Below are 23,552 nucleotides of genomic sequence, written 5' to 3'. Positions count from 1 at the left end.
CCGGCGCCCGTCTCCTCAGGACGCGTGCGACGCCTCGTACAGGCGGCGCCACTCGTGCTTGGAGCGCGTGGTGGTGTCGACGTCCGGTGACAGGGCGCGCAGCGCGCCGACCGTCGCCCGCTCCTTCGGGACGTCCTTGAAGGCGTCCCAGCCGAAGAAGCGGCAGGTGTTCTGGTACGTGATCATGTTGATCTCGTGGTCGGGCACGCCCGCCCCGTTCATCTCGCCGAGCACGAACTCGGGGGCGTCGGGCCAGATGGTGTCCGAGTGCGGGTAGTCGCACTCCCAGGCGATGTTCTCGATGCCGATGTCGTGCCGGACCTTCAGCGCGGTGGGATCGGTGACGTAGCAGGCGAGCGAGTGCTCCCGGAAGATGTCGCTGGGCAGCTTCCCGCCGAAGTCGTGCCCCAGCCAGCGCTGGTTGGTGTAGTGCCGGTCGCAGCGGTCCAGGTAGAACGGGATCCAGCCGATCCCCGCCTCCGACCACGCGATCTTCAGGTCGGGGTAGGCGGTCATGGCCCCGCCCCACAGCAGGTCCTGCGCCGCGAACGTGGACACCTGCGTCGCGAGGATGATCATGTTGTCGATCGGGGCGTCCGGGGCGCCGTTGATGGCGGCGAAGCCCTGCCCGATGTGCAGGCACATGACGACGCCGGTCTCGGACGCGGCGCGGAAGAACGGGCCCCAGTACTCCAGGTCGTGGTAGCTGGGCAGGCCCTGCAGGTGGGGAAGCTCGGGCATGGTGACGGCCCGGACGCCCTTGGCCGCGACCCGCCGCACCTCCTCGGCGAGCTCCTCCGGGTTCCACACCGGGCCGAGCGCGATGGGGACGAACCGGCCGGGATAGGCCGCCGCCCACTCGTCGACGTGCCAGTCGTTGTAGGCCTTCAGCATGATCAGCGCGAGGTCCTTGTCGTCGGCCTCCTGGAAGAACCGCGCGCTGAAGCCGGCGAACGAGGGGAAGCACATCGAGGCGAGGATCCCGTTGCGGTTCATGTCCCGCACGCGCTCGTGGATGTCGTAGCTGCCGGGCCGCATCTCGGCGAAGGTGGAGGGGTTCATCCCCCACTCCTCCCTGGGCCAGCCCACGACGGCGTTGAGGCTGGTGGAGACGCTGGGGACGCCCTGGAACCACCAGTTCTCGTAGCCGTTCTCGTCCACGATCGACTTCGGCGCCCGGTCCCGGTACTTGGCGGGCACGTGGGCGTCGAACATGTCGGGCGGCTCGATGACGTGGTCGTCGATGCTGACCAGGATCATGTCGTCGACGTTCATCCCGATTCCCTTCCGTCGAATCCTGTGCGGGTGTGTCGTGGCGGCCGGTGCGGCCGGGCCGGGCGCGCCGTCACCAGGTGGAGATCTCGGGGATCACCTTGGCGGCGAACGCCTCCAGCGGGGCGATCGCGCCGACGCCCGGCACGACGGTGAAGACCGTGGTGAAGCCGAGCTCGTGCAGCCGCCGGAGCTCCTCCAGCAGCCGGCCGGGGTCCGCGGGGGCCTCCGCCGGGTTCGGCAGGACGGCGGTCCGCTCGATCTCGTCCGGGTCGCGTCCGATCTCCGCGCAGTGCTCGAGCAGCCGGTCCGCCTTCTGCCCGGCGTCCGCGCCGCCGTGGACGTTGAAGGCGTCGGCGTACCGCGCGGCCAGCCGCAGCGTCGTCCGTTCGCCTCCCCCGCCGATCAGGATCCCCGGCCGGGGCCGGCGGAGGGGCCGCGGCGAGTTGAGCGTGCTCGCGAGCCGGTGGTGCTCACCGGCGTACGCCTCCTCGCCGGTCCCCCACATCCGGTCGCAGATCTGGACGGTCTCCTCCAGGTGCGCGAAGCGTTCGGCGAGGGTGCCGAACGGCAGCCCGAGGCCGGTCGCCTCCTGCTCGTTCCAGCCCGCGCCGATGCCGAGCCAGGCGCGGCCCCCGGTCAGCACGTCCAGCGTCGTCACGATCTTCGCGAGCAGGCCGGGCGGCCGGTAGGTCGCGGCGGTGACGAGCGTCTGCAGTTCGATCGACCGGGTCCGCCCGGCCAGGTACCCGAGGGTCGTGTAGGCCTCCAGCATCGGCTCGTCCTGCTCGCCGAGCATGCTGATCTGCCACAGGTGGTCGGTCAGGCTGAGGCGGGCGAACCCGGCCTCCTCGGCCGTCCGGGCGACGCGGGCGAGCGCCGGAGCCATCCGGGCGGGCGGGCCGAGGCTCGCGTAGTCGTTGATGTGCAGTGCGAGTCTCATCCGCCGCTCCGAACCACCGCTGCGCCGCCAGCCGACCTCGATGCTAACCGTTCATACATTTAAGCACATCGAATCATTTGGCGGAGTGCGATGGTCTCAGCGGCCCACCGCGGCGAAGGCGTCGTGATCGGCGGCGGCGGTTCCGAGCCGGTGCTGGAGGACGCCGGTCATGGCCGGGGCGACCTTCAGCGTGATGCTCCAGAGATAGAAGCCGTGGATGATGCCCCGGCGGACGCCCTGCCGCGCCTCGTCCCACGAAGGAGCCTCAACGCCACCTGCACGGAGCCTGTCCAGGTAGTGCCGCAGCAGATCCTCCTCCGATCCACGCCGGTCCTCGACGCCGAGCGTGGACGCGATGTGGTACCCGACGTCGATGTACCAGGGCCCTCGCTGGACCAGCTGCCAGTCCAGGAAGGCGGGCCGTCCCTCTCCGTCGAGGTAGAGGTTGCCGACATGGGGGTCTCCGTGGATGACCGCCCACGGTGCCACGCCGGGCGTCTCCTCCGCGAGCGCCTGGTAGGCGGCGAAGAGCCGCTCGGGATCGCGGACCTCGCTCGGCACCCCGGCACCGATCTCGCTCTCGAAGTTGCCGCGGATCTCCTTGACGCCCCGCGCCCTCATGTAGGAGTCGAGCCGCGAGGTCAGCCATCCGGCCGTGCTGAGGGCCGGCTCGGCCCAGGTCGCGGCGTGCAGCTTGGCGAGCTCCGTGAGGCTCTCGGCCGTCAGGTCCGGCGTGTAGTCGCTGGTCGCGTCGAGGAACGCGCCCCCTGCCGCGACGACGTCCTCGGTGATGACCACACCGTGCCGGGTCTCCGGGGAGATGTCCGCGTACAGGCTGCGCAGCGTGCGCACGCCGCTCCTGGCCGCCAGGTGGCGGTAGAAGGACACCTCGTACACCCCGGACGCGCGGGCCGGCCAGCCCGCGTCCGTGAAGTAGCCCTTGCCGCACAGGTCGGCGGGCAGGCCCGGCGGGAGCCCGTTCTCGCCTTCGATGTGGAACCGCGCGTTCGTCGACAGGCGGCTGACCACGGGGCCGGGGGTGACGCGGGAGATGCGGACCCCGGGGAAGCGGGCACCGAGCGCTCGGGTGAGCCACTCCGGTGACAGGAGTTCGTCCAGGGTGTCGGGGACCGGCGGCGACTGCTCGTGCGTTGACGTCATGGTGCCTCTTTCGGGGGTGGGAATGTCGTCGTCCCGGCGCGGCCGGCCGCGCGGTCAGCCGCCGCGGGCCTCGACCATCGCCTTGCGGCTGACCTTGGTCGCCTCGCTGCGCGGGACGGCCTCGACGATCTCGACCGTCTTCGGCACCTTGTAGGCGGCCAGCCGCCCCTTGGCGTAGGCGATGATCTCGGCGGCCGTGGGCGGCGCGGCGTGGTCCGCGGGTTCGAGCACGGCGTGCACCCGGCGGCCCCATTCGGGGTCGCGCAGCCCGATGACCACCACGTCGGCGATCTTCGGATGGTCGATGAGCGCCGCCTCCACCTCGGCCGGGAACACGTTCGCGCCGCCGGTGATGATCAGGTCCACCGCCCGGTCCTTCAGGTACAGGTAGCCCTCGTCATCGAGGTACCCCATGTCGCCGGCGCTCTGGAATCCGTCGGCGGTGGCGGCGGCCCGGGGGGCGTCGCCGAGATAGGTGTAGTCGCCTCCGACGGACGACCGCAGGTACACCGTGCCGATCTCCCCCGGAGGCAGTTCCCCGCCGTTCTCGTCGAGGATGCGGATGGCGGTGTCGCGGAAGGGGCGTCCGACGCTGCCCTCGTGCGTCATCCACTCGTCGCCGCGCAGGGCGGTGAGGCCGAACCCCTCCGTCATGCCGTACGCCATGAAGACGCGTTCCGCGCCGACCAGATCCGCCCAGCGGTGCACCAGTGACGGCGGCATCGGCGCGGCGCCCTGCAGGAACCACCGGATACTCGACAGATCCCGCCGCTCGATGTCCGGGACGTCGGCGATGCGCTTCAGCATCGTCGGCGTCGCGGTGAACGTCGACACGCGGTACCGCTCGATGACGTCCACCACGCGCGCCGCGTCGAACTTCTCCAGGATGACGAGCCGGTCGCCTCCCAGCAGGTTCATCAGCGTGGAGAAGCCGTTGGTGTGGTAGAGCGGCGCCAGCACCATGATGGTCTCGGGCCGCGGCACCGGCGCCCAGACCTGCGCGAACGGTACCGTCGCCTCCTCCCTGTAGACCCCCGGTTCGCCGGGGAGGATCACCTTCGGCGTCCCCGTCGAGCCGCTGCTGCAGATGCCGTAGCGCTGCGGCGCGACCGCGTCCGGAAGATCGGGCACCGGGTCGGCGGCCGTGGCCCGGATCCACGGGATGTCGGAGACGTCCAGGTGCACCTTCGCGTTGACGACCTCCCGCAGCCGGGACAGTTCCCAGTCCGGCAGGTCCCACCGCACCGGGACGGGCACCGCTCCGAGCTTCCACGCGGCGAACGCGCCGATGACGAACTCGGGAGTGTTGCGCAGGCTCAGCGCGAGCCGGTCGCCCAGCGCCAGCCCCCGCGCCGCGAGGGCGGCGGCCAGCCGGCTCGAGCGGTCGTGCAGCTCGCGCCAGGTGAACGCCGGCTCCTCCCCGTCGAGGAGGACGAAGCGGAGGGCGAGGTCGTCCGGATGTTCGTCGGCCAGTTCGGCGAGGCGCCTGCCGTAGCTCTTCTCAGGGCTGTTCATGAACCGCCTTCCAGGGTCTTCCCGGATCACCGGCCGTCCGGGCGCGGGCAGGCCGGCGCCGCCCGCGGTGGGCCGGAAGAGCGTCGATGTCGATATCGACGTCGAGGTTAGTATGCAGCGGCGATCCGCTTCGCACCAGAGGGAAGTCGCCCCGCGGGCGGCGCCCGGGGTGGCGGCGGGCGCCCTGATTGACGATAATTTGATGGTTACCCTAATATCAAATAGTCGTTGTCGACCGCCCCGGACGCGTGCGGCGAGCCGACGGACGGCTCACCGCCGGTGATCGGGTCGTCCGAAAGGTGGAAGATGATGGACGCCGACGTCGCCCTGCTGCTCGTCCGCGCGGTGCTGGGGATCACGATGATCGCCCACGGGGCCAACCACTGGCTGGGCGGTGGCCGCATCGAGGGCACCGGCCGCTGGTTCGGCGGCCTCGGCCTGCGCCACGGGCGCCTGCAGGCCTGGATGAGCGTGCTCACCGAGATCGGCGCCGGGGCCCTGATCGCGGCCGGGCTGCTCACACCGCTGGCGTGCGCGGCCGTCATCTCGGTGATGCTGGTCGCCGGCCTCCTCGCCCATCGCCCCAACGGGTTCTTCGTGTTCAAGGACGGCTACGAGTACGTCCTCGTGCTCGCCGTGGTCTCGCTCGCGCTGGCCATGCTCGGTCCGGGCGGGCTGTCGGTCGACGACGCGGCCGGCATCGGCGTGACGGGCTGGGCCGGCGGCGGCATCGCCCTCGGGGTGGCCGTGGTCGCGACGACGGGCCTGCTGGCGACGTTCTGGCGGCCGAAGCTCAAGTGAGGGGAACGCGCATGGACCAGATTCTCTACCGGGCCGCCGACGGCGTCGCGGTCATCACGCTGAACCGTCCCGAGGCCGCCAACGCCCAGACCATGGAACTGCTGGACGACCTGGACGCGGCCTGGCGCCGGGCGGCCGACGACGAGGACGTCCGGGTCATCGTGCTGAACGCGAACGGCAGGCACTTCTCGGCCGGCCACGACCTGAAGAGCGGCGGGCCCGCGCCGGAGAAGATCACGCTGGAGCACATCTACGCCGTCGAGGCGCGGCGGTACCTGGAGTACACGCTGCGGTGGCGCAACGTCCCCAAGCCGTCGATCGCGGCCGTGCAGGGCAAGTGCATCGCGGGCGGGCTGATGCTGTGCTGGCCGTGCGATCTGATCGTCGCGGCGGAGAACGCCGAGTTCTCCGACCCGGTCGTGCACATGGGCATCGGCGGCGTGGAGTACCACGGCCACACCTGGGAGCTCGGCCCGCGCAAGGCCAAGGAGATCCTGTTCACCGGCCGTCCGGTCACCGCGGACGAGGCGGAGAAGGTCGGCATGGTGAACAAAGTCGTGCCGCTGGACGAGCTGGAGACCTCGGCGATGGAACTCGCCGGGCAGATCGCGCAGATGCACCCGTTCGCACTGCGGCAGGCCAAACGCGCCGTCAACCAGACCCTCGACGTGCAAGGCTTCTACGCCGCGATCCAGACCGTGTTCGACATCCACCAGACCGGCCACGGCAACGCCCTCAGCGTCGACGGCTACCCCGTCCTGATGAAGCTCGATGGCATGAAGGAGCGCCTCAAGCGCCAGTGAGCCCCGCGCCGGTTCGCCGCGAGTCCAGCGGCGAACCGGCGTCCGCGTGAGGGGTCAGGTGCCCTGCGGGAAGCCGAGGTCGAGCCCGCCCTGGCCGCGGTCCGGCCAGCGGGTGGTGACCACCTTGCCCCGCGTGAAGAAGTGCACGCCCTCGGTACCGTGCGCGTGCGTGTCGCCGAACAGCGAGCTCTTCCAGCCGCCGAAGCTGTAGTACGCCATGGGGACCGGGATCGGCACGTTGACGCCGACCATCCCGATCTCCACCTCGTTCTGGAACCGCCTCGCGGCACCGCCGTCGCTGGTGAAGATCGCCGCGCCGTTGCCGTAGGGATTCGCGTTGACCAGCGCGACGGCCTCGTCGTAGGAGTCCGCCCGGACCACCGAGAGCACCGGCCCGAAGATCTCGTCGGTGTAGATCGACATGTCGGTGCGCACATGGTCGAACAGCGTCGGGCCGACGAAGAAGCCGCCCTCGGTGCCCTCCGCCGAATCGGCGTCGAAGTCCGCGCGGCGCCCGTCCACGACCAGCTCCGCCCCCGCGGACTCCCCCGCCTCGATGTAGCGGGAGACCCGTTCCCGGGCGTCCCGGGTGACCAGCGGCCCCATGTCGCAGCCGCGCCGGCCGTCGCCGGTGCGCAGGCCGCGGGCCCGGCCGGCGATCTTCTCGACCAGGGCGTCCGCGCATCCGCCGACCGCGACGAGCGCGGAGATCGCCATGCAGCGCTCCCCCGCCGAGCCGAAGCCCGCGTTGACGGCCTGGTCCGCGGCCAGGTCGAGGTCGGCGTCCGGCAGCACCACCATGTGGTTCTTCGCGCCGCCGAGCGCCTGCACGCGCTTGCCGTTCGCCGCGGCCGTCTCGTAGATGTACCTCGCGATCGGCGTGGAGCCGACGAAGCTGACCGCCTTGACGTCCGGGTGCGTGAGCAGGCCGTCCACGGCGGCCTTGTCTCCGTGCAGGACGTTGAACACCCCGTCCGGAAGGCCGGCCTCCCGCCACAGCGCGGCCATCCACAGCGCCGCGGAGGGCACCTTCTCCGACGGCTTGAGCACGACCGTGTTCCCCGCCGCGATCGCGATCGGGAAGAACCACATCGGCACCATGGCCGGGAAGTTGAACGGACTGATGATCGCCACCGGCCCCAGCGGCTGGCGCACCGAGTGCACGTCCACGGAGGTGGAGGCGTTCTCCGTGGCGAAGCCCTTGAGCAGGTGCGGCATGCCGCAGGCGAACTCCACGACGTCCCGCCCTCGCGCGACCTCTCCGGCCGCGTCGGACAGGACCTTGCCGTGCTCGGCGGTGATCAGTTCGGCCAGTTCGCCGGTCCGCGCGTTGAGCAGTTCGCGAAAGCGGAACAGGATCTCGGTGCGCCTGGCCAGCGAGGTGTCCCGCCAGCCGGGGAACGCGGCCGTCGCCGCGGCCACCGCCGCCGCGACGTCCGCCTCCGACGCCAGCGGGACGCGGCCCGTGACCGCACCGGTCGCCGGATCGGTGACATCGCCGAACCGTCCGCCGGTGCCCGGACGAGCGGCGCCCCCGATCCAGTGGACGGCCTCGGACGGTCCGTCACCGGCGCGAGGCCGTGCGGCACCGTCCAATGTGTACGTCATGAATTCCTTGCCTCTCGCCTGGGTGATGACGGCCGCTTCACGCGACGGGGCGGCCCGCTTCGGAGAGCTTGGTGATCGCGTGCACCGGGCAGTCGAGGATGGCCCGCTTCACGCCGTCCTCCTCGTGGGCGGGCACCTCGCCGGAACCCGCCAGGGAGGCGTAGCCCCACTCGTCGATCGAGAACGACTCCGGGGCGTGGACGCCGCACACGCCGAAGCCGTCGCACAGCGTCCTGTCGAGCTTGATTCTCACCATGCCGCTCCTCTCACGAACCGTGCCCCGCCGGCTCCAGCGCGGCGAATGGCGGGTCGGCGTGCACGCCACCGTCGGCACAGGGGCCGCACCGGCCGTCGAGGTGGACGGCGACCGTCTCGGGGAACTCCCGCAGGAGCGCCGCCGCGACGTTCGCGGCACCGTCGAGGGTTCCGCACGCGCCCCGGCCGCGAAGACCGGTCGACCAGCCGCGCAACCGATCGAGGTCCGCGGCGGAGGCCTTGTGATCCCGAAGCGTCTCCAGTACGGCGCTCATTGCGGCGGTCCCGTTGAAGCACGACCCGCACTGGCCGGCGTTCTCCCGGGCGAAGTACGCCATGACCGCCGCCGAGGTGGCGACGGGACAGTCGTTCTGAGCCAGCACCGCCACGGCACCGCACCCGAGTCCGCTTCCGAGATCGGCGAACGCGTCGTACTCGAGCGGCATGTCCAGGGCGCCCTTGCCGACGACCCCCGCGAAGTAGCCGCTCATCAGGAAGCCCCGCACCGAGCCGACGTCCTCACCGGCCCAGGTCAGGACGTCTCGCAGCGTCGCTCCGAAAGGGATCTCGTGGAGACCGATTCCGCCGGGGGACGTCAGGGTCATCAGGAAGGTTCCGGGGCTCCTCTCCGTGCCCAGTGCGCGGTAACCGGCGGCGCCCAGCCTCTGCACCCATGGCAGGTTGGCCAGCGTCTCGACGTTGCCGACCAGCGTCGGCCTGCCGTCCACGCCCTCCTCGAACGGGCGCGGGGGCTTGTCCGTGGGGACGGCCGGCCCTCCGTTGATGGCCTGGACGACGGCCGTCTCCTCGCCCGCGACGTAGGCGGGGTCGACCTGGGTCACGGAGACGTCGATGGCGAACGCCGGGTCGCGGCGCGCCTCGTCCAGCGCCCGTTCGATGCTCTGCCGGCTCCGCGCGTCGGACACGTAGACGTGCGCGTCCTCCGTCCCGGTGCCCAGGGCGGCGAGCCGCAGACCGTCGAGGACGAGATGCGGCCGGTGCCGCATCAGCCACCGGTCCTTGACCGAGGCGGGCTCGCCTTCCTCGCCGTTGGCCACCACGACGGGTACCGCGCCGTGCTCACGCACCGTCCGGAGCTTGCGTCCCGTGGGAAAGGCCGCGCCGCCCCGGCCCCGCAGCCCCGACGCCTCGACCTCGCGGACGAACGCCTCGACGTCGTCGAGCGGCCGGTAGCCGCCGCCGGATCTGTACGCGCCGATGTCCTCGGTTTCCGCGCCGGAGGAGAGCAGTCGAGGGTCGCTGCCCGGGTAGGCGGTTCCGATCCGCGCGCCGGCTGACCTGTTCATCCGCATCCCCCGCTCAGCCCGTGACGACGATCTCGTCGCCCCGGATGTGCACCGGGTACGTGCGGATGCTCCACTCGGGCTTCACGGCCGTCGTGCCCGTCGCCAGTTCGAATCCCCACTGGTGCCAGGGGCAGTAGATGAACTCGCCGTCCCGGACCTCCGCCGCTCCCCCGGGGTTGTCGTCGTCGACGACGACCTGCCCGTGCGTGCGGCCCTGGCACAGCGGGCCGCCCTCGTGCGGGCAGTAGTTGGCGATGGCGTAGTACCTGCCGCCGACGTTGTAGACCCCGACGCCGTGCCGCCCGATCGGCACGATCCTGCGCTCGCCCGGCGGGATCTCTCCCACGGTCGCGACGACGTGCTCGCGGCCTCGCGCGAGGCGGGTGGGACGTTCGGCGGCCGGCTCGGCCGTCATCAGAAGACCCGCTTCCGCCCCGCGAGCGCGGGCACCTCGCTCGGCAGGTGGAACAGGTCGATCGCGTTCCGGAACATGATCTTCTCGCGCATCCGCTCGGGGACGTGCTTGACGATGTACGCCGGGTCGTCGAACGTCCAGTGCGGGTAGTCGGAGGAGAACAGGAGCAGCCTGTCGGCCTCCATCCACTCCATCGCGTTGGTCAGTTCGAGCTTGTCCTCGGGGTAGTCCAGCGGCTGGGTGGTGAACCAGACGTGGTCCTTGACGTACTCCGACGGCTTGCGCTTGAGCCCGTTCTCGGGGCCCTGCGCCTTGTACATGGCGTCCATCCGCCACATGAGCGGCAGGATCCAGCTGAAGGCGTGCTCGATCAGGACGATCTTCAGGTCCGGGAACCGGTCGAACACGCCGTCGAAGACCAGGCTCATGATCTGGTTCGCCGCCAGCATCGAGTAGCTGACCATCAGGTCGTGGTTGTAGGTCATGAACCCGACCGGCGACATCGGCAGCTCGTTGAACCGGCCGCGGCCGAGGTGGCAGGCGACCGGGATGCCGTGCCGCGACGCCGCCCGCCAGACCGGGTCGTACCGCGGGTGGCCCCACGCGGGGCGCATCTCGGCGTTGATGAGCACCTGGCAGAAGCGGGGGTGCCCGGCCCAGTGCTCGATCTCCCGGGCCGCCGCCTCCGGCGCCTCGATCGCCGCGACGATCGAGCCGTAGAAGCGCTGGTGCCAGTTGTTCACCGGGTCCAGCCAGCAGGCGTCCTGCCAGCGGTTGGTCGCGACGGCGAGCGCGTGCAGCTCCTCCTCGGTCTGGCCGTCGGAGCCGTTCGTCGGGCCGAGGATCGCGATGTCCGAGCCGGCGTCCATGATCAGCTGCCGGAACGTCAGGTGCGGGTCGGAGCCGGCGAAGTTCCCGTCCGCGGGGAAGGAGTCGGTGCGCATGGCGTAGGCGTGGGCGTAGTCCGGCGCGTCGTAGTAGATCATCTCGCCGGCCCGCTCGGAGCGCTGCGCGAACAGGCGGCGGAACGGCTCCGGGACGAACGGCGCGAGCTCGCCTCGCCTGGGCACCGGGTGGACGTCGCAGTCGACCACCCTGACCTGGGCCTTCTCGGTGGCTGCGGTACGGCTCTCGGGCTGAAGTTCGATCGTCATGACATGCTCCTTTCGCTGCGGGCGGCCGGTGGAGGTCAGGCGGGAACGAGCCGGTCGATGCCGAAGAGTCCGGCCGCGGTGCCCCCGAGGACCTTCGCGCGCTGCTCCGCGCTCCACCCCGGGGGCAGGTCCTCCGGCGACACGGTCTGCCAGTCCGGATAGCTCGAACCGAACATGACCATGTCCTCCTTGCCGGTCATGCGCAGCCACTCCGAGGCGTACTCGGCCTCCCCCGGGCCGTCGAGCATGCCGTGCACGAAGTAGATGTGGTCACGCAGGTAGTCGCTGGGCATTTTCGGAGCCCACGGGGTCTGCTCCAGGTGCGGCCGTCCGAAGGTGTCCATGCGCCACATGAAGGGCGTGACCATGTCCCCCGCGCCGTCGGCCCAGATCACCTTCAGCTCCGGGAACTCCTGGAACACCCCTTCGGCGATCATGTTGAGCAGGTGCCAGATGTAGGTCATGGGCTGGTAGGCCGCATGGTGGGAGTACGTCCTGGTGGGGCCGGACGGCGTCGGCGGGTGGGTGATCCCGACGCCCATCTCCAGATGGACGGCCACCGGCATCCCGGCGTCGCACGCGGCCCGCCACAGGGGCTTGAAATAGGGCCTGCCGTAGGGCGCCTGCGTCTGCACCGGCAGCCCGATCTGGACCATCCGCGGGTGGTCGCGCCATCTCTCGATCTCGCGGACCGCGCCCTCGACGTCGTTGGGGTTGACGCGGACGGTGCCCCGGAACCGGTCGGCGTACGGGCCCGATTCGAGCCATCTTTCCGCGAGCATCTGGTTCGTGGCGGCATAGAGCGCCGTGCCGAGGTGCCAGTCGGGCAGGGTCCCGGCGACCGACATCGGGTGCAGGACCGCGTAGTCGAAGCCGCGCTCGTCCAGGACCTGGCGTCCGACCAGTGCGGGGTCCGAGCCGGGGTGCGCGCCGTCGGCGCCGTCCGTGCCCTCGGCGTACTTGGGGCCGGGCCGCGAGTACCAGGCGACGTCCGGGTCCGGGAACCCCCTGCTCCTGAACGGCTCGCGCAGGTGGCGGCGCAGGTCGGCGCCGTCCTTGAAGAAGACGTGCACGCTGGCGTCGATCCTCGGAGGGGTCGGCGAGGTCATCGGTGGGTCATCCCGTTCTCCTCGAATGGATCAAATAATTGCTCCGGTCGCGCGCCTTTCCGCCACCTCGAGCGAACCTAACATTTGCTCTCACGCTAACCGCGTGCCCGCCCCGGGGCAAGGGTCCCGGGCCCCACCTCGCGCCCGTCGACGAAGTCGAGGAGGACCGGCGCCGCCTGCTGCCAGGGATCGAACACGCTGCCCTTGCCGGCGAACGACGCCTCGACCGCGCGCTCCCAGGCGTCCTCGGGCCACGGCGGGTCGACCAGGACCGATCCCCTGATCAGCGCGTGCACCTCGAACGACGTGCGCTTGGGGTGGTCGAAGTCCTTCTCCCCGCCGCGGATGATCAGCGTGGGCACCGCGATGTCCGCGAACTGCCAGTCGGGCACTCCGGGGATCACCTCGTTCGCCTTCGGCACGTAGGCGTCCAGCCAGCGGTTCATCACCCGCTCGAACTCCTCGGCCCCGATCGCGAGCAGCCGGTCGCGGTTGCGCGGGTTCGCCTCCACGAGCTCCGCCCACGCGGGCAGTTGCAGCACGCCCTCGATGCCCGACATGCGCACCGCCCGCAGCTCGTTCAGGACGTAGACGCCGGCCAGGCTCATCGTGCTGAACGTCCCGCCCACGATCGACCAGACCGCGAGCCTGGTGACCAGCTCGGGGAACAGCAGCGTGAACAGGATCGTGTCGCGGGCCCCGCCGGAGCCGCCCGCGGCGACCACCGGGCCGACGCCCAGCTCCTTGACCAGCAGGCCGAGCGTCTCGGCGCGCATGTGGGACTCCGACGTCCCGAACAGCTGGACGTCGGAGGCGCCGCAGTTCGGACGGTCCCACAGCAGGACCCGCTTGCCTCCCGCCGCCAGGGCCCCGGCCAGCTCGGGCACACCACCGTGGTCCTTGCCGAAACGGCCGCCCGGAGTAAGGACCACCACCTCGCCGTCGTCCGGACCCACGAACTCGTAGACCACCCGGCCGCCGTTGATCTCGATCTCCGCCACTGGTGACTCCTTCCATACCGGTGTCCCGGCGGGGCACGCCGGCAGGCTACCGGATTGAATATTTGCTCCGCTAGGGCGTCTCCCGGGACGGCGCTCGGCTTCGCCCCCGGCACGGTCGGCGGGCATACTTTTCCCATGAGCTCACAGCGGGCGACCGCTCGGGGCGCCTCGGCCCCCATGCCGTCGAGCCGTACCGACGAGGTACGGCTGGCGGCCGCCGCGCTCTTCGAGCGCCGCGGCTACGCGGCGACGACGATGACCCACATCGCCGACGCGAGCGGCGTCCTGCCCGGCAGCCTGTACCACCACTTCGGATCCAAAGAGGAGATCGCCGTAGAGATCCTCAAGCGGTTCGACCAGGAACTCGGCTCGGTGAGCGCGCAGCTGGCCGCCTCGGCGGCGAACCTGGCGCCCGAGGACCGGTTCCGCCATCTGATGCGGGAGGTGGCGTCCCTGAGCTTCCGGCACGGAGGCGCCGTCCACCTCAGGTACTTCGAACCTCCCACGGTCGCGACCGAGCGGCTTCGCGAGGCCCAGCGGGTCCACGCTCCAGGTCTGGAGCGCATGTGGAAGACCACCGTCGACGGCATCACCGGGAGCGGCACCGGATCGGAGAACGCACGGCTGCTGCGTTTCGCCCTCAAGAACCTCGCCCTGGACGCCGCGGCCTACTTCCAAGGCCACCCCGATCCCGCCGCGGTCGCCGACGACGTGAGCGAACTGCTCCTGCACGGCATCGTCGTCGACTGCCCGAGCGACGACGAGCTCGATCGCTCCGAGGCGCTCAAGGCGGTCGAGGACGCGTTGTCCACGTGGCCGTCCCGCCCGGAGAAGCTGCTCGACGGCGATGTGCGCACCCAGATCATCGCCGCGGCCCGCACCGAGTTCGCGCGCCACGGCTACGCCGCCACGACCATCCGCGACATCGCGGAGCGTGCGGGCGTCCGGATGGCGACCCTCTACCGGAGGGTCGAGTCCAAGGAGGCCATCCTGGCCGAAGTGGTGGACGCGTTCTCCACGAGCCTGGACAAGGCGTTCCGCGCGGCGCTGACGACGGGAGAGCCCGGAGCGGCCTCCCTCGACGCGCTGGCGAAGATGTTCGTGAACGCCCGGCGGCGCTTCCGGGAGGAGTCCGACATCCTGCAGATCGAACACGCTCCGGACTCCGACCTCGCCCCGCTCAGCCGCTACGCCCGGCAGACACAGGACCGCCTGCGGCTGCTCGAGAGCGTCCTGCGGCGGGGCATGGCCCAAGGAACGCTGCGCTCCTTCGCCGCACCGCAGGCCATCGCGGACCCGATCCGCTCCGTGCTCTGGCTCGCCTACCAGGACTCCGGGCGGACGAGCGAGGCCCGCACGCACGCGTTCCTGCGCCGCACCATGCTCCGCGGCTACATGACGCCGGACTCCTGACGCCGTCCACGGCCGGGCCGGCGCGGGCCGGGCGTCCGGGCTGCGTCAATCCGGTGCCGCCACGATCCGGACCTCGCAGTTCAGCGCGGCTTCCAGCGCGGTGTGGAGGCGACTCTCGGGTACCCGGCGGCCGGCGTCCCGGGGGATCTCGACCGTGACGACCTCCTCGTCGTCCTCGACCGTTCTCACGACCTCGCCCGACAGGCCGAAGCGGCGCAGGACCCCGAGGGCGTCGTCGTCGGTCCCCCGGCTGACGTAGGTGATGACGCCGAGCTCGGGCTCGACGCCGAACGCCGCACGGCACTCGTCCAGGTACGGGCCCGTCCGCAACTCGCCGCCGCCGTCCTCGACGATGAGCTCGATCTCCCGCCGCCGCTCGGGAAGGCGCCCGGCGGGACTGGCGATCACCTCCAGCCCGGCGTACTCCAGCGCCCTGAGCCCGGCCTCGTAGGCGCCGGCGGCCAGCCGCCCATCGGGATCGATCATGACACGCACCACTGCTGTCGCCACGCGTCCACGGTATCCGCGTCGGCACTGTTGGAGCAAATAATTGCTCCGCTAGGGTGTGCGCCATGCTCACCGAGGCACGCACCCGGGGCCTGGCGCTGCTCGGCCCGGCGTTCGTGGCGGCCGTCGCCTACGTCGACCCGGGGAACGTCGCCACGAACGTCACGGCCGGCGCGAACCACGGATACACGCTCGTCTGGGTCGTCCTGCTGGCCAACGCCATGGCGATCCTGGTGCAGTACCTCTCGGCGAAGCTCGGCATCGTGACCGGACGCTCCCTCGCCGGACATCTGGGGCACCGCCTCCCGCGGCGGGTGCGGCTCGCCTACTGGCTGCAGGCCGAGGCGATCGCGATGGCGACCGACCTGGCCGAGGTCGTCGGCGGGGCGATCGCGCTCGCCCTGCTCTTCGACGTCCCGCTCGTCCTCGGCGCGATCCTCACGGTCGCCGTGTCGCTGGCGATCCTGAAGGTCGGCGACGCGCGCGGGCAGCGGGCCCTGGAGCGGCTGGTCATGTGCTTCCTGGCCCTCATCGCCGTCGGCTTCCTCGCGGGCCTCGTGGTCGATCCCCCGGCCGCGGGCGGGCTCGCCGGCGGGCTGGTCCCGACCTTCGCCGGCGCCGACAGCGTGCTCCTGGCCTCCGGGATCATCGGTGCGACGGTGATGCCGCACGTCATCTACCTGCACTCGAGCCTGACCACGGCACGCCTCGACGACCGGGGCCGGGGGCTCCCGGTCACCACGCTCCTGAGGGCGACCCGGGTGGACGTCGTATCGGCGCTCCTGGTGGCCGGCCTGCTCAACCTCTCCCTCCTGGTGGTCGCGGCGACGAGCCTGCACGGACTGCCCGGCACCGGCACGCTGGCCGGCGTGCACGACGTGGTGGCCTCGGAACTCGGTACCGGAGTCGCCCTCGTCTTCGCGGTCGCGCTGCTCTCCTCGGGGTTCGCGTCCACCTCGGTCGGCAGCGCCGCGGGCGCCGAGGTGATGAGGAGCCTGCTGAGGTTCGGTGTGCCCACCCTCGTCCGGCGGGTCGTCACCGTCATCCCGGCGCTCCTCGTCCTCGGGACCGGCACGGATCCCACGGCGACCCTCGTGGCCTCCCAGGTGGTGCTGTCCCTCGGCATCCCGTTCGCGCTGATCCCGCTCGTCGTCCTCACCGCACGCCGCGACGTCATGGGCGAGCACGCGAACCGGCGCCCGACCACCATCGCCGCCTCCGCCGTCACGGCGGTCGTCATCGGCCTCAACGGCGTCCTCATCTACCTCGTCGCCACCGGCCGCTGAGGGGCCGGCCCGCCGTCGGCACCGTCCCGCCGAGCCGCTCACTTCGATGAACCCTAGTGACATCCGATCTACACTTCGATAGATTTAGAACTAATTCGGCCGAGAGATGAGAGGTGGAACCCATGCCCACGCGTGAACTGCCGTATCCGGTGTTCGATGCGGACAACCACCTGTACGAGCCCGAGGAGGCGCTGACCAGGTACCTGCCCAAGGAGTACCAGGGCGCCATCCAGTACGTGCAGATCCGGGGGCGGACGAAGATCGCGGTCCGGGGCCAGATCAGCGAGTACATCCCGAACCCGACGTTCGAGGTCGTGGCCCGCCCGGGTGCGCAGGAGGACTACTTCCGCCACGGCAACCCGGAGGGCAAGTCGTACCGGGAGATCGTCGGCAAGCCGATACGGTCCATTCCGGCGTTCCGGGAGCCCGGCCCGCGCCTGGAACTGATGGACGAGCAGGGCGTCCAGCGCACCCTGATGTTCCCGACGCTGGCGAGCCTGCTCGAGGAGCGGATGCGCGACGACCCCGAACTGACCCACGTGGTCGTCCACGCGCTGAACCAGTGGATGGACGAGGTCTGGTCGTTCAACTACAAGGACCGCATCTTCCCCACCCCGGTGATCACCCTCCCGATCGTGGAGAAGGCCGTCGAGGAACTGGAGTGGTGCCTGGAGCGCGGTGCGCGCGCCATCCTGATCCGTCCGGCTCCGGTGCACGGATTCCACGGCCCCCGGTCGTTCGCCCTGGAGGAGTTCGACCCGTTCTGGAAGCTGGCGCAGGACAGCGGCGTGCTGGTGGCCTTCCACTCGTCCGACAGCGGCTACGAGCGCTACGCCGGTGAGTGGGAGGGGAAGCAGCGCGAGTTCCTGCCGTTCAAACCGCAGCCCTTCCGCCAGATCGGGCAGTGGCGGGCGATCGAGGACACCGTCGCGTCGATGATCTGCCACGGCTGCCTGTCCCGCTTCCCGGACCTCAAGATCGCCACCATCGAGACCGGCTCGGCCTGGGTCCGGCCGCTGCTGGAGAAGCTGGCCGACGCCTACAAGAAGATGCCGCAGGGCTTCCAGCACGACCCGGTCGAGCAGATGCAGCGCCTCATCCACGTCAGCCCCTTCATCGAGGACGACATGTCCGCCCTGGCCGACCTGCTCGGCATCGACCGGGTGCTGTTCGGCTCCGACTACCCCCACCCCGAAGGCAAGGCCGACCCCATCACCTACGTCGACGACCTGGCGGCCCTCAGCGACTCGGCCAAGGCCAAGATCATGGGCGGCAACCTCTCCCGGCTGATCCCCGCCTGACACGGACCCTGCCCCGGGCCTGCCGCCCGCTCACCGCGCGGCAGGCCCGAGCGCGCGCCGCCACGACGGCCCGGACGTCGTCGCGTCCCCATCGTCTCTGACCACGCCGGCCTCCCATCAGCAGCTTCGCGACTCACCGTGGCATTGGCGCGGTCACGGCTGGACGGCCGTGACGGTCACTTCGACGGCGCGGCCGTCGGGGTCTTGCAGTACGTGCCGTCCTGGCTCGAGCGTCGGGGCCGTCCGCGTGGTGAAGCCCAAGCGCAATCTGCCGGTCGGCTCCCCTGCGCCTGCCGGGTACAGCTCGAACACAACGCCCTCATCGAGGACGGCGGCGTAGTGAGCCGGGCCGGAGCCATGCCGTTCCGGGTGCAGGTGCAAGCCGAGCCCGGCGTAGAACGCGCGGCACTCCTCGAGCCGGGTGGTGTAGATGACGGTCAAAGCACTGCGCATGAGGTCCTTCCGGATGCGGGGCCGTGTCGAGGTACTACACCACGTCTCCGGTGGGGCGGATGAGGATGGAGATCTGTGCCACACGGCCGGGTTCGTCGAGTCGCCCGCCGAGCCCGTCCCCGGATCCCGCGGTGCGCCCGGACGCCAGGCGCAGCGCGGGCGTCTACCTGTCGAGCACGAGCGCGGGACGTGCGCGTTACCTGCACACGGGCCGGGCCGACGTTCGCGCGTTCACCGGTTAGCCGCCAGCACTGCCGCCAGGCCTTCTTGTAGGTCTTTGACGAAATACTCGGGAACCTCCAGCGACGGGAAATGTCCCCCGGTCTCGGGCGACCTCCATCGGACGATCTGTCGGTACCGCTCCTGGGCCCAGGGCCGCGGATACTTCTCGATGTCGCGGGGATACATGGTGATCGCCGACGGGACGTCGACCCGGAGTTCGGGGTCGAGCGAGTTATGGCTCTCGTAGTAAATGCGGGCCGACGATGCACCGGTCCGCGTCAGCCAATAGAGGGTGACGTCGTCAAGAATCCTGTCTCTGGAAATCGTCTCGAACGGGCTGTCTTCGGTGTCCGACCACTCGGCGAACTTGTCGAGGATCCAGGCGAGGAGCCCGACCGGTGAGTCGACGAGCGAGTAGCCGATGGTCTGCGGCCGGGCCGCCTGCTGCTTCGCGTACGCCGCGCGGTGATGCCAGAAATCGTGGGTTTCCTCGGTCCATCTGCGCTCGGCGGCCGTCAGCCCGTCCGTTGTCAATCCGGGCGGTGCCTGTGCGGTCGTTGTGTGGATGCCCAGCACGTGCTCCGGGAACCTGCCGCCGAGGATTGTGGTGATCACTCCTCCCCAGTCGCCGCCGTGGGCTACGAACTTGCTGTATCCGAGCCTTCCCATCAGCTTCACCCAGGCGGCCGCGATCTTCTCGGTTCCCCACCCGGTGGTGGCCGGCCTGTCGCTGTAACCGAAGCCGGGCAGCGATGGAACCACGACGTGGAACGCCGGCGTGTCCGCGTCTTTCGGATCCGCCAGCTCGTCCACCACATCGATGAACTCGGCAATGCTGCCGGGCCAGCCGTGCGTCAAGATCAGAGGAGTGGCGTCTGCACGCGTGGAACGGCGGTGCAGGAAGTGGATTCCCAGCCCGTCAATGGTCGTGCGGAACTGGCCGATCCGGTCGAGGCGCTCTTCGAACGACCGCCAGTCGTACCCGGTACGCCAGTAGTCCACGACCTCGACCAGGTCGGCGAGAGGAACGCCCTGTTCCCACCGGCGAGGGTCGGGTGCGGCGCGGTGGACCGTCTCGGCCTCCGGTAGCCGCGCCGCGGCCAGTCGCGCGCGCAGATCGTCGAGGTCGGCGTCGGTTGCGCGGGCTTCGAACGCTTGCACGTCGCCTGTTGGACGGGGCATGAGACCTCCCGGTCATCGCGGAACCAGCTAAGACGGTTCTAACATGTCGTCCTGCCGGCCTGCAACCGGCTAAGGTGGTTCCATGCGCGCCGGCTTCCCTGACTTTCGCCTCGGTACCGTGCTGGCGACCAGCTTCACGGCGACTCTGACGGAGCGTCGCGGCGACGCCGTGGAGCGCATTCCCACGCCGCAGCGACTCGTCGACTGGCTGGGGGTGAACGGCCTGGCCGTGGACTCCTGCACCACCGCCCAGCTCGATCTCGCCCGGGAACTGAGGGAGTCGATCCACGCCGCTGCGACAGCGGCCGCGATCCAGGACGCTCTCCCGGCATCCGCTGTCCAAGTCATCAATGACTGCAGCGCTCAAGGGCGGGCCGCGGCCATCCTGACGCCCGAGGGTAAGCGGCAATGGCGGCTCAGCTCGGCTTCCCGCGTGGAAGACGCCCTCAGCGTGATCGCCGCCGACGCGATCAGCATCATCGCCGGCGAACGGGACGGAAAATTGGCCCTGTGCGCGTCACCGACGTGCCGGGCCGCCTTCTTCGACACCAGCCAGAGCCGCACCCGCAAATGGTGTGACATGAACACGTGCGGGAATCGCCAGAAGAAGGCGCGCTTCAATGCCAAACAGCACAAGAATCCCGGATCGGCGGAGTGAGCGTACCTCGGGCGCCCTCCCGGTGAGGTGGGGGGACGCCCGGGCGGTTCGTCAGTGGGCGAGGTCGACGGCCTCGGCGTTGCGGCGGCGGAGGCGGGTGCGGACGGCGTGGCCGAGAGTCACGAGGCCGAAGCCCGCGGCATAGATGGCGACGTTGGCCAGCACGTACGACCACGGGACCGCGCCGGGGTCCTTCGGGAAGGCGGAGTGGTCGCCGCCCGACCACTCCCTCACCAGTTCCGTGTTCTGGAATGAGAACACGAAGGAATGGACCGCGATGTAGGCGACGTAGGCGGTCCCGCGGCTCCGGACGAAGAATCCGAGCGGGAATGCGACGACCAGGGTGACGATGAGTTCCATCTCCGGTTCCTTTCGGTGTGATGGTGTCCACGATCGCGTCCGGAAGGGCGGATGCCATCCGGGCCCGCGCCGGACCTCGTTGCGCGTCGGACCTACGTGCTCGCACTGATGACGGGCCGTTTCCGGTAAGGGATGATGACCCCGTGGCGGCGATTTCGCGGGTGCGTGCGGGCGTCGCACTGCCCGGCCTGGTCTTCGCCGGAGCCTGCGTGGCGCGAGCCGGTGCGACCTTCGGGGCGCGGGGCGTGTCGCCTGCGGACTGGGCGGTGACGGTGGCGCTGCTGGGCGTCCCCGTCGCGACGGGGTACCTGCTCCGGCTGCGGGCGCCGGGCACGCCGGTGGGCACGGCCCTGAGCTGGGTCGGCGCGGCACCGGCCGCGGTTTTCGCGGTAGAGGACTGGGGCGAGACGGTCACGGCGCCGCACCCGTGGCCGGGCGCCGAGATCCTCTACATGCTCAAGCTGGGCGCATGGGTGTGGAACCTCGCCGGTTTCGCCGCGCTGTGCCTGGTCTTCCCGGACGGTCTGCTCCCGGGCCGCGGCTGGCGGATCGCCGCCGCCGGAGCCGTCGTGGCAGGGGTAGGGCTCAACCTGACGATGTCGTTCGTCCAGCCGGCGGACGAGGTGGATCCGCACCTCCAGGAGCGGTTCGTCCTCGTCGTCCCGCGGCCCGCGGCGTTCACCCTGGCGGGGGTGGCGTTCGCGGGGGTCCTGGCGGCGCTGGTGGTCTGCGTGTCCGCGGTGGTCGTCCGCTACCGGCGCGGCGGAGCGGTCGTGCGGGAGCAGCTGCGGTGGCTGATGCTGGGCGCCGGGGCCGTCCCGGTCCTGCTCGCGGCCGGCTGGGCCGCCGAGATGCTCGGCGCTCCGCTCGGTGTGGCGTACCTGGGCTTCCTCGTGGCCATGGTCGCGGCGGTGCCGGGCGCGATCGCGGTGGCGGTGCTGCGGCACGACCTGTTCGACGTGGACCGGCTGCTGGGCGCCACGCTCGCGTGGCTGCTCACCTCGCTGCTGTCGGCGGCGACCTTCGCCGTCCTGGTGTACGGGACGGCGGTGCTCGCCGGGGCGGGCACCCGGGCCGGACTGACCGGGGCGGCGTTCGCGACCGCCATCTGCCTGCCGCCGACGCACCGGGTGCTGCACGGCCTGGCGGGACGGCTCGTCGACCGGGAGCGGACGGTCGTGCACGCCCGCGTCGGGGAGTTCGTCCGCCGGGTCCGCGACGGCGAGGCGGAGCCGGAGGAGGCGGAGGAGCTGATGCGCTCGGTGCTCGGCGACCCGGGGCTGCGGCTGCTCGTCCGGCTGCCGTCCGGGGCGTCCGGCGCCTATGTCGACCTGGCGGGCGACCCCGCCGAGGTGCCGGCCGGGGCGGCGCGCGTGCCGCTGACGGCCGGGGGCGCCGAGGCCGGCGTCATCGTGCTCGGGGCGGCGTCGGCGCGCGGGCTGCGGCGGGCGCGCGAGGTCGCGTCGCAGGCCCGGCTGCCGATCGAGGTGAGCCGGCTGCGGCTGGAGCTGCGGACGGCGCTGGAGGAGACCCGCTCCAGCCGGGCGCGGCTGGCGCTGGCCGCGGCGGCCGAGCGGGAGCGGCTGGCCCGCGACCTGCACGACGGGGCGCAGCAGCAGATCATCGCGGTCGGGATGCGGCTGCGGTCCGCGCAGCGGGCGCTGGACCCGGCGCAGCCCGTCCACCGGGACCTGGAGGCGGCCGTGGACGCCCTCGCCGGCACCGTGGCCGACCTGCGCCGGCTGGCGCACGGGGTGCGGCCGGGCCGGCTGGAGGACGGGCTGCCCGCCGCGCTGCGGGCGCTGGTCGCCGGCTGCCCGGTGCCGGTGCGGATCGAGGTGGCGGACGTGGCGGCGTCCGAGGCGGTCGCCACGACGGCGTACTTCGTCGTCGCCGAGGCGGTCGCGAACACGCTGAAGCACGCCCGCGCGTCCGCGATCCGCGTCGTGGTGGGGCCGCACGGCGGCGGGTTGCGCGTCGAGGTGTCCGACGACGGGGCCGGGGGCGCCCGGCCCGCGTTCGGGCTGACCTCCGTGCGGGACCGGGTCGCCTCGATCGGCGGCGAGTTGACGGTGCACAGCCCGGCGGGCGCGGGCACCACGATCCGGGCGACGTTCCGATGCGCATCGTGATCGCCGAGGACTCCGCGCTGTTCCGCGAGGGGCTGGCGCGCCTGCTCGCCGAGGCCGGCCACGAGATCGTGGCGGCGGTCGGGGACGCCGACGCCCTCGTCGACGCGGTGGCGCGGCACCGCCCCGACTTCGCGGTCATCGACGTGCGGATGCCGCCGACGATGACCTCGGACGGCGCGCGGGCCGCGCGGCGGCTCCGGGAGGAGCACCCGCGGCTGCCGATGCTGCTGCTGTCCCAGCACATCGAGACCCGCCAGTGCGTGCCGCTGGTCGCCGCGGGCGGGTTCGGCTACCTGCTGAAGGACCGGGTGCTGCGGGTGGACGACTTCCTCGACGCCGTCCGGCGGGTCGCCGCGGGCGGCTCGGCGCTGGACCCGGAGATCGTCGCGGCGCTGCTCGACTCGGCCGGGCGGGGCGACCCGCTCGGCGCGCTCAGCGGCCGGGAGCAGGAGGTCCTCGCGCTGGCCGCGGAGGGCCTGACGAACGCGGCGATCGCCCGACGGCTCGTCCTGTCCGGACGCACCGTCGAGACCCACATGCGGAGCGTCTTCCAGAAGCTCGGCGTCCCGGACACCGGCGACGGTCACCGCCGCGTCCTCGCCGTCCTCGCCTACATGAGCCGCACGACCCCGACCTGAGCGCAGGCGGCAGGCGGCAGGCCGACCCGGGTGGTTCATCAACGCACGCGTGCTCT

Annotated in this window: 23 protein-coding genes; 8 read left to right on the top strand and 15 right to left on the bottom strand. The window is 71.2% G+C overall.

The features are described 5' to 3' along the window. Positions 1-15: 15 nt before the first annotated feature. The 4 genes from ACA514_RS30505 to ACA514_RS30490 all read right to left on the bottom strand — a co-directional run bounded on the left by ACA514_RS30505 (position 16) and on the right by ACA514_RS30490 (position 4,891). Positions 16-1,275, bottom strand: coding sequence for an amidohydrolase family protein (locus tag ACA514_RS30505; protein ID WP_375044714.1), 1,260 nt, complete (start codon positions 1,273-1,275; stop codon positions 16-18). 70 nt (positions 1,276-1,345) lie between these two features. Next, positions 1,346-2,215, bottom strand: coding sequence for a TIGR03560 family F420-dependent LLM class oxidoreductase (locus tag ACA514_RS30500; protein WP_375044713.1), 870 nt, complete (start codon positions 2,213-2,215; stop codon positions 1,346-1,348). Between the two features lie 96 nt (positions 2,216-2,311). Next, positions 2,312-3,376: a phosphotransferase gene (locus tag ACA514_RS30495; protein WP_375044712.1), complete on the bottom strand. Its 1,065-nt coding sequence runs from the start codon at positions 3,374-3,376 to the stop codon at positions 2,312-2,314. A 54-nt stretch (positions 3,377-3,430) separates the two neighbouring features. After that, a complete protein-coding gene (locus ACA514_RS30490; protein ID WP_375044711.1) occupies positions 3,431-4,891 on the bottom strand; it encodes a class I adenylate-forming enzyme family protein in 1,461 nt (486 codons plus the stop codon). Positions 4,892-5,119: 228 nt separating this feature from the next. Between ACA514_RS30490 and ACA514_RS30485 the strand changes: the two genes are divergently transcribed. Both ACA514_RS30485 and ACA514_RS30480 read left to right on the top strand, forming a co-directional pair. Beyond that, positions 5,120-5,692 carry a DoxX family protein gene (locus ACA514_RS30485; RefSeq protein ID WP_375044710.1) on the top strand — a complete coding sequence of 191 codons (573 nt, stop codon included), beginning with the start codon at positions 5,120-5,122 and terminating at the stop codon, positions 5,690-5,692. Between the two features lie 11 nt (positions 5,693-5,703). Further along, positions 5,704-6,495, top strand: a complete 792-nt coding sequence (locus ACA514_RS30480) for an enoyl-CoA hydratase (RefSeq protein WP_375044709.1) — start codon at positions 5,704-5,706, stop codon at positions 6,493-6,495. Between the two features lie 54 nt (positions 6,496-6,549). On the opposite strand, the gene ACA514_RS30475 is transcribed toward ACA514_RS30480, so the two are convergent. From ACA514_RS30475 to ACA514_RS30445, 7 genes are all read right to left on the bottom strand, one after another. Then, positions 6,550-8,103: a CoA-acylating methylmalonate-semialdehyde dehydrogenase gene (locus tag ACA514_RS30475; RefSeq protein ID WP_375044708.1), complete on the bottom strand. Its 1,554-nt coding sequence runs from the start codon at positions 8,101-8,103 to the stop codon at positions 6,550-6,552. A gap of 37 nt (positions 8,104-8,140) precedes the next feature. Further along, entirely contained in the window at positions 8,141-8,359 is a 219-nt protein-coding gene (locus ACA514_RS30470; protein ID WP_344261054.1) for a ferredoxin, read from the bottom strand. A gap of 10 nt (positions 8,360-8,369) precedes the next feature. Continuing rightward, a complete protein-coding gene (locus tag ACA514_RS30465; protein ID WP_375044707.1) occupies positions 8,370-9,665 on the bottom strand; it encodes an NADH-ubiquinone oxidoreductase-F iron-sulfur binding region domain-containing protein in 1,296 nt (431 codons plus the stop codon). A gap of 13 nt (positions 9,666-9,678) precedes the next feature. Beyond that, entirely contained in the window at positions 9,679-10,080 is a 402-nt protein-coding gene (locus tag ACA514_RS30460) for a Rieske (2Fe-2S) protein (RefSeq protein WP_375044706.1), read from the bottom strand. Further along, positions 10,080-11,234, bottom strand: a complete 1,155-nt coding sequence (locus tag ACA514_RS30455; RefSeq protein WP_375044705.1) for an amidohydrolase family protein — start codon at positions 11,232-11,234, stop codon at positions 10,080-10,082. The genes ACA514_RS30460 and ACA514_RS30455 overlap by 1 nt, the downstream gene beginning before the upstream one ends. A gap of 35 nt (positions 11,235-11,269) precedes the next feature. Further along, the gene (locus ACA514_RS30450; RefSeq protein ID WP_375044704.1) at positions 11,270-12,343 is read right to left on the bottom strand and encodes an amidohydrolase family protein; all 1,074 of its coding nucleotides are present in this window, start codon (positions 12,341-12,343) and stop codon (positions 11,270-11,272) included. A gap of 95 nt (positions 12,344-12,438) precedes the next feature. Continuing rightward, complete coding sequence (locus ACA514_RS30445) at positions 12,439-13,344, bottom strand: alpha/beta fold hydrolase (protein WP_375044703.1); 906 nt, start codon at positions 13,342-13,344, stop codon at positions 12,439-12,441. A gap of 135 nt (positions 13,345-13,479) precedes the next feature. Here ACA514_RS30445 and ACA514_RS30440 point away from each other — a divergent pair, with 135 nt between their 5' ends. Next, positions 13,480-14,757, top strand: coding sequence for a TetR/AcrR family transcriptional regulator (locus ACA514_RS30440; RefSeq protein WP_375044702.1), 1,278 nt, complete (start codon positions 13,480-13,482; stop codon positions 14,755-14,757). Between the two features lie 45 nt (positions 14,758-14,802). Here the strand turns inward: ACA514_RS30440 and ACA514_RS30435 are convergent, their stop codons facing one another. Next, entirely contained in the window at positions 14,803-15,243 is a 441-nt protein-coding gene (locus ACA514_RS30435; protein ID WP_375044701.1) for a hypothetical protein, read from the bottom strand. Between the two features lie 86 nt (positions 15,244-15,329). Here ACA514_RS30435 and ACA514_RS30430 point away from each other — a divergent pair, with 86 nt between their 5' ends. Both ACA514_RS30430 and ACA514_RS30425 read left to right on the top strand, forming a co-directional pair. Further along, the gene (locus tag ACA514_RS30430) at positions 15,330-16,550 is read left to right on the top strand and encodes an Nramp family divalent metal transporter (RefSeq protein WP_375044700.1); all 1,221 of its coding nucleotides are present in this window, start codon (positions 15,330-15,332) and stop codon (positions 16,548-16,550) included. A gap of 122 nt (positions 16,551-16,672) precedes the next feature. After that, positions 16,673-17,851: an amidohydrolase family protein gene (locus tag ACA514_RS30425; protein ID WP_375044699.1), complete on the top strand. Its 1,179-nt coding sequence runs from the start codon at positions 16,673-16,675 to the stop codon at positions 17,849-17,851. 153 nt (positions 17,852-18,004) lie between these two features. Here ACA514_RS30425 and ACA514_RS30420 read toward each other — a convergent pair whose 3' ends face one another. Both ACA514_RS30420 and ACA514_RS30415 read right to left on the bottom strand, forming a co-directional pair. Then, positions 18,005-18,304, bottom strand: a complete 300-nt coding sequence (locus ACA514_RS30420) for a glyoxalase/bleomycin resistance/dioxygenase family protein (RefSeq protein WP_375044698.1) — start codon at positions 18,302-18,304, stop codon at positions 18,005-18,007. Between the two features lie 231 nt (positions 18,305-18,535). After that, positions 18,536-19,687, bottom strand: a complete 1,152-nt coding sequence (locus tag ACA514_RS30415; protein ID WP_375044697.1) for an epoxide hydrolase family protein — start codon at positions 19,685-19,687, stop codon at positions 18,536-18,538. 103 nt (positions 19,688-19,790) lie between these two features. Here ACA514_RS30415 and ACA514_RS30410 point away from each other — a divergent pair, with 103 nt between their 5' ends. After that, positions 19,791-20,366, top strand: coding sequence for a CGNR zinc finger domain-containing protein (locus ACA514_RS30410; protein ID WP_375044696.1), 576 nt, complete (start codon positions 19,791-19,793; stop codon positions 20,364-20,366). 51 nt (positions 20,367-20,417) lie between these two features. Here ACA514_RS30410 and ACA514_RS30405 read toward each other — a convergent pair whose 3' ends face one another. Next, positions 20,418-20,726, bottom strand: coding sequence for a hypothetical protein (locus tag ACA514_RS30405; RefSeq protein ID WP_375044695.1), 309 nt, complete (start codon positions 20,724-20,726; stop codon positions 20,418-20,420). Positions 20,727-20,869: 143 nt separating this feature from the next. On the opposite strand from ACA514_RS30405, the gene ACA514_RS30400 reads away from it, so the two are divergent. Beyond that, entirely contained in the window at positions 20,870-22,858 is a 1,989-nt protein-coding gene (locus ACA514_RS30400; protein ID WP_375044694.1) for a sensor histidine kinase, read from the top strand. After that, a complete protein-coding gene (locus ACA514_RS30395; RefSeq protein WP_375044693.1) occupies positions 22,846-23,496 on the top strand; it encodes a response regulator in 651 nt (216 codons plus the stop codon). The genes ACA514_RS30400 and ACA514_RS30395 overlap by 13 nt, the downstream gene beginning before the upstream one ends. Positions 23,497-23,552 lie beyond the last annotated feature (56 nt).

This window comes from Actinomadura sp. NTSP31, from assembly GCF_041951385.1.
Classification (GTDB): Bacteria; Actinomycetota; Actinomycetes; order Streptosporangiales; family Streptosporangiaceae; genus Spirillospora; species Spirillospora napierensis.
The sequence above is the reverse complement of the archived record's forward strand: the minus strand, read 5'-3'. Positions and strand labels throughout refer to the sequence as shown.

Coding starts and splice junctions, on each gene's coding strand:
- ACA514_RS30505 (WP_375044714.1), bottom strand. CDS start 1,275: ATGAACGTCGACGACATGATCCTGGTCAGCATCGACGACCACGTCATC.
- ACA514_RS30500 (WP_375044713.1), bottom strand. CDS start 2,215: ATGAGACTCGCACTGCACATCAACGACTACGCGAGCCTCGGCCCGCCC.
- ACA514_RS30495 (WP_375044712.1), bottom strand. CDS start 3,376: ATGACGTCAACGCACGAGCAGTCGCCGCCGGTCCCCGACACCCTGGAC.
- ACA514_RS30490 (WP_375044711.1), bottom strand. CDS start 4,891: ATGAACAGCCCTGAGAAGAGCTACGGCAGGCGCCTCGCCGAACTGGCC.
- ACA514_RS30480 (WP_375044709.1), top strand. CDS start 5,704: ATGGACCAGATTCTCTACCGGGCCGCCGACGGCGTCGCGGTCATCACG.
- ACA514_RS30475 (WP_375044708.1), bottom strand. CDS start 8,103: ATGACGTACACATTGGACGGTGCCGCACGGCCTCGCGCCGGTGACGGA.
- ACA514_RS30470 (WP_344261054.1), bottom strand. CDS start 8,359: ATGGTGAGAATCAAGCTCGACAGGACGCTGTGCGACGGCTTCGGCGTG.
- ACA514_RS30465 (WP_375044707.1), bottom strand. CDS start 9,665: ATGAACAGGTCAGCCGGCGCGCGGATCGGAACCGCCTACCCGGGCAGC.
- ACA514_RS30460 (WP_375044706.1), bottom strand. CDS start 10,080: ATGACGGCCGAGCCGGCCGCCGAACGTCCCACCCGCCTCGCGCGAGGC.
- ACA514_RS30455 (WP_375044705.1), bottom strand. CDS start 11,234: ATGACGATCGAACTTCAGCCCGAGAGCCGTACCGCAGCCACCGAGAAG.
- ACA514_RS30450 (WP_375044704.1), bottom strand. CDS start 12,343: ATGACCTCGCCGACCCCTCCGAGGATCGACGCCAGCGTGCACGTCTTC.
- ACA514_RS30440 (WP_375044702.1), top strand. CDS start 13,480: ATGAGCTCACAGCGGGCGACCGCTCGGGGCGCCTCGGCCCCCATGCCG.
- ACA514_RS30435 (WP_375044701.1), bottom strand. CDS start 15,243: ATGATCGATCCCGATGGGCGGCTGGCCGCCGGCGCCTACGAGGCCGGG.
- ACA514_RS30430 (WP_375044700.1), top strand. CDS start 15,330: ATGCTCACCGAGGCACGCACCCGGGGCCTGGCGCTGCTCGGCCCGGCG.
- ACA514_RS30425 (WP_375044699.1), top strand. CDS start 16,673: ATGCCCACGCGTGAACTGCCGTATCCGGTGTTCGATGCGGACAACCAC.
- ACA514_RS30420 (WP_375044698.1), bottom strand. CDS start 18,304: ATGCGCAGTGCTTTGACCGTCATCTACACCACCCGGCTCGAGGAGTGC.
- ACA514_RS30410 (WP_375044696.1), top strand. CDS start 19,791: ATGCGCGCCGGCTTCCCTGACTTTCGCCTCGGTACCGTGCTGGCGACC.
- ACA514_RS30405 (WP_375044695.1), bottom strand. CDS start 20,726: ATGGAACTCATCGTCACCCTGGTCGTCGCATTCCCGCTCGGATTCTTC.
- ACA514_RS30395 (WP_375044693.1), top strand. CDS start 22,846: ATGCGCATCGTGATCGCCGAGGACTCCGCGCTGTTCCGCGAGGGGCTG.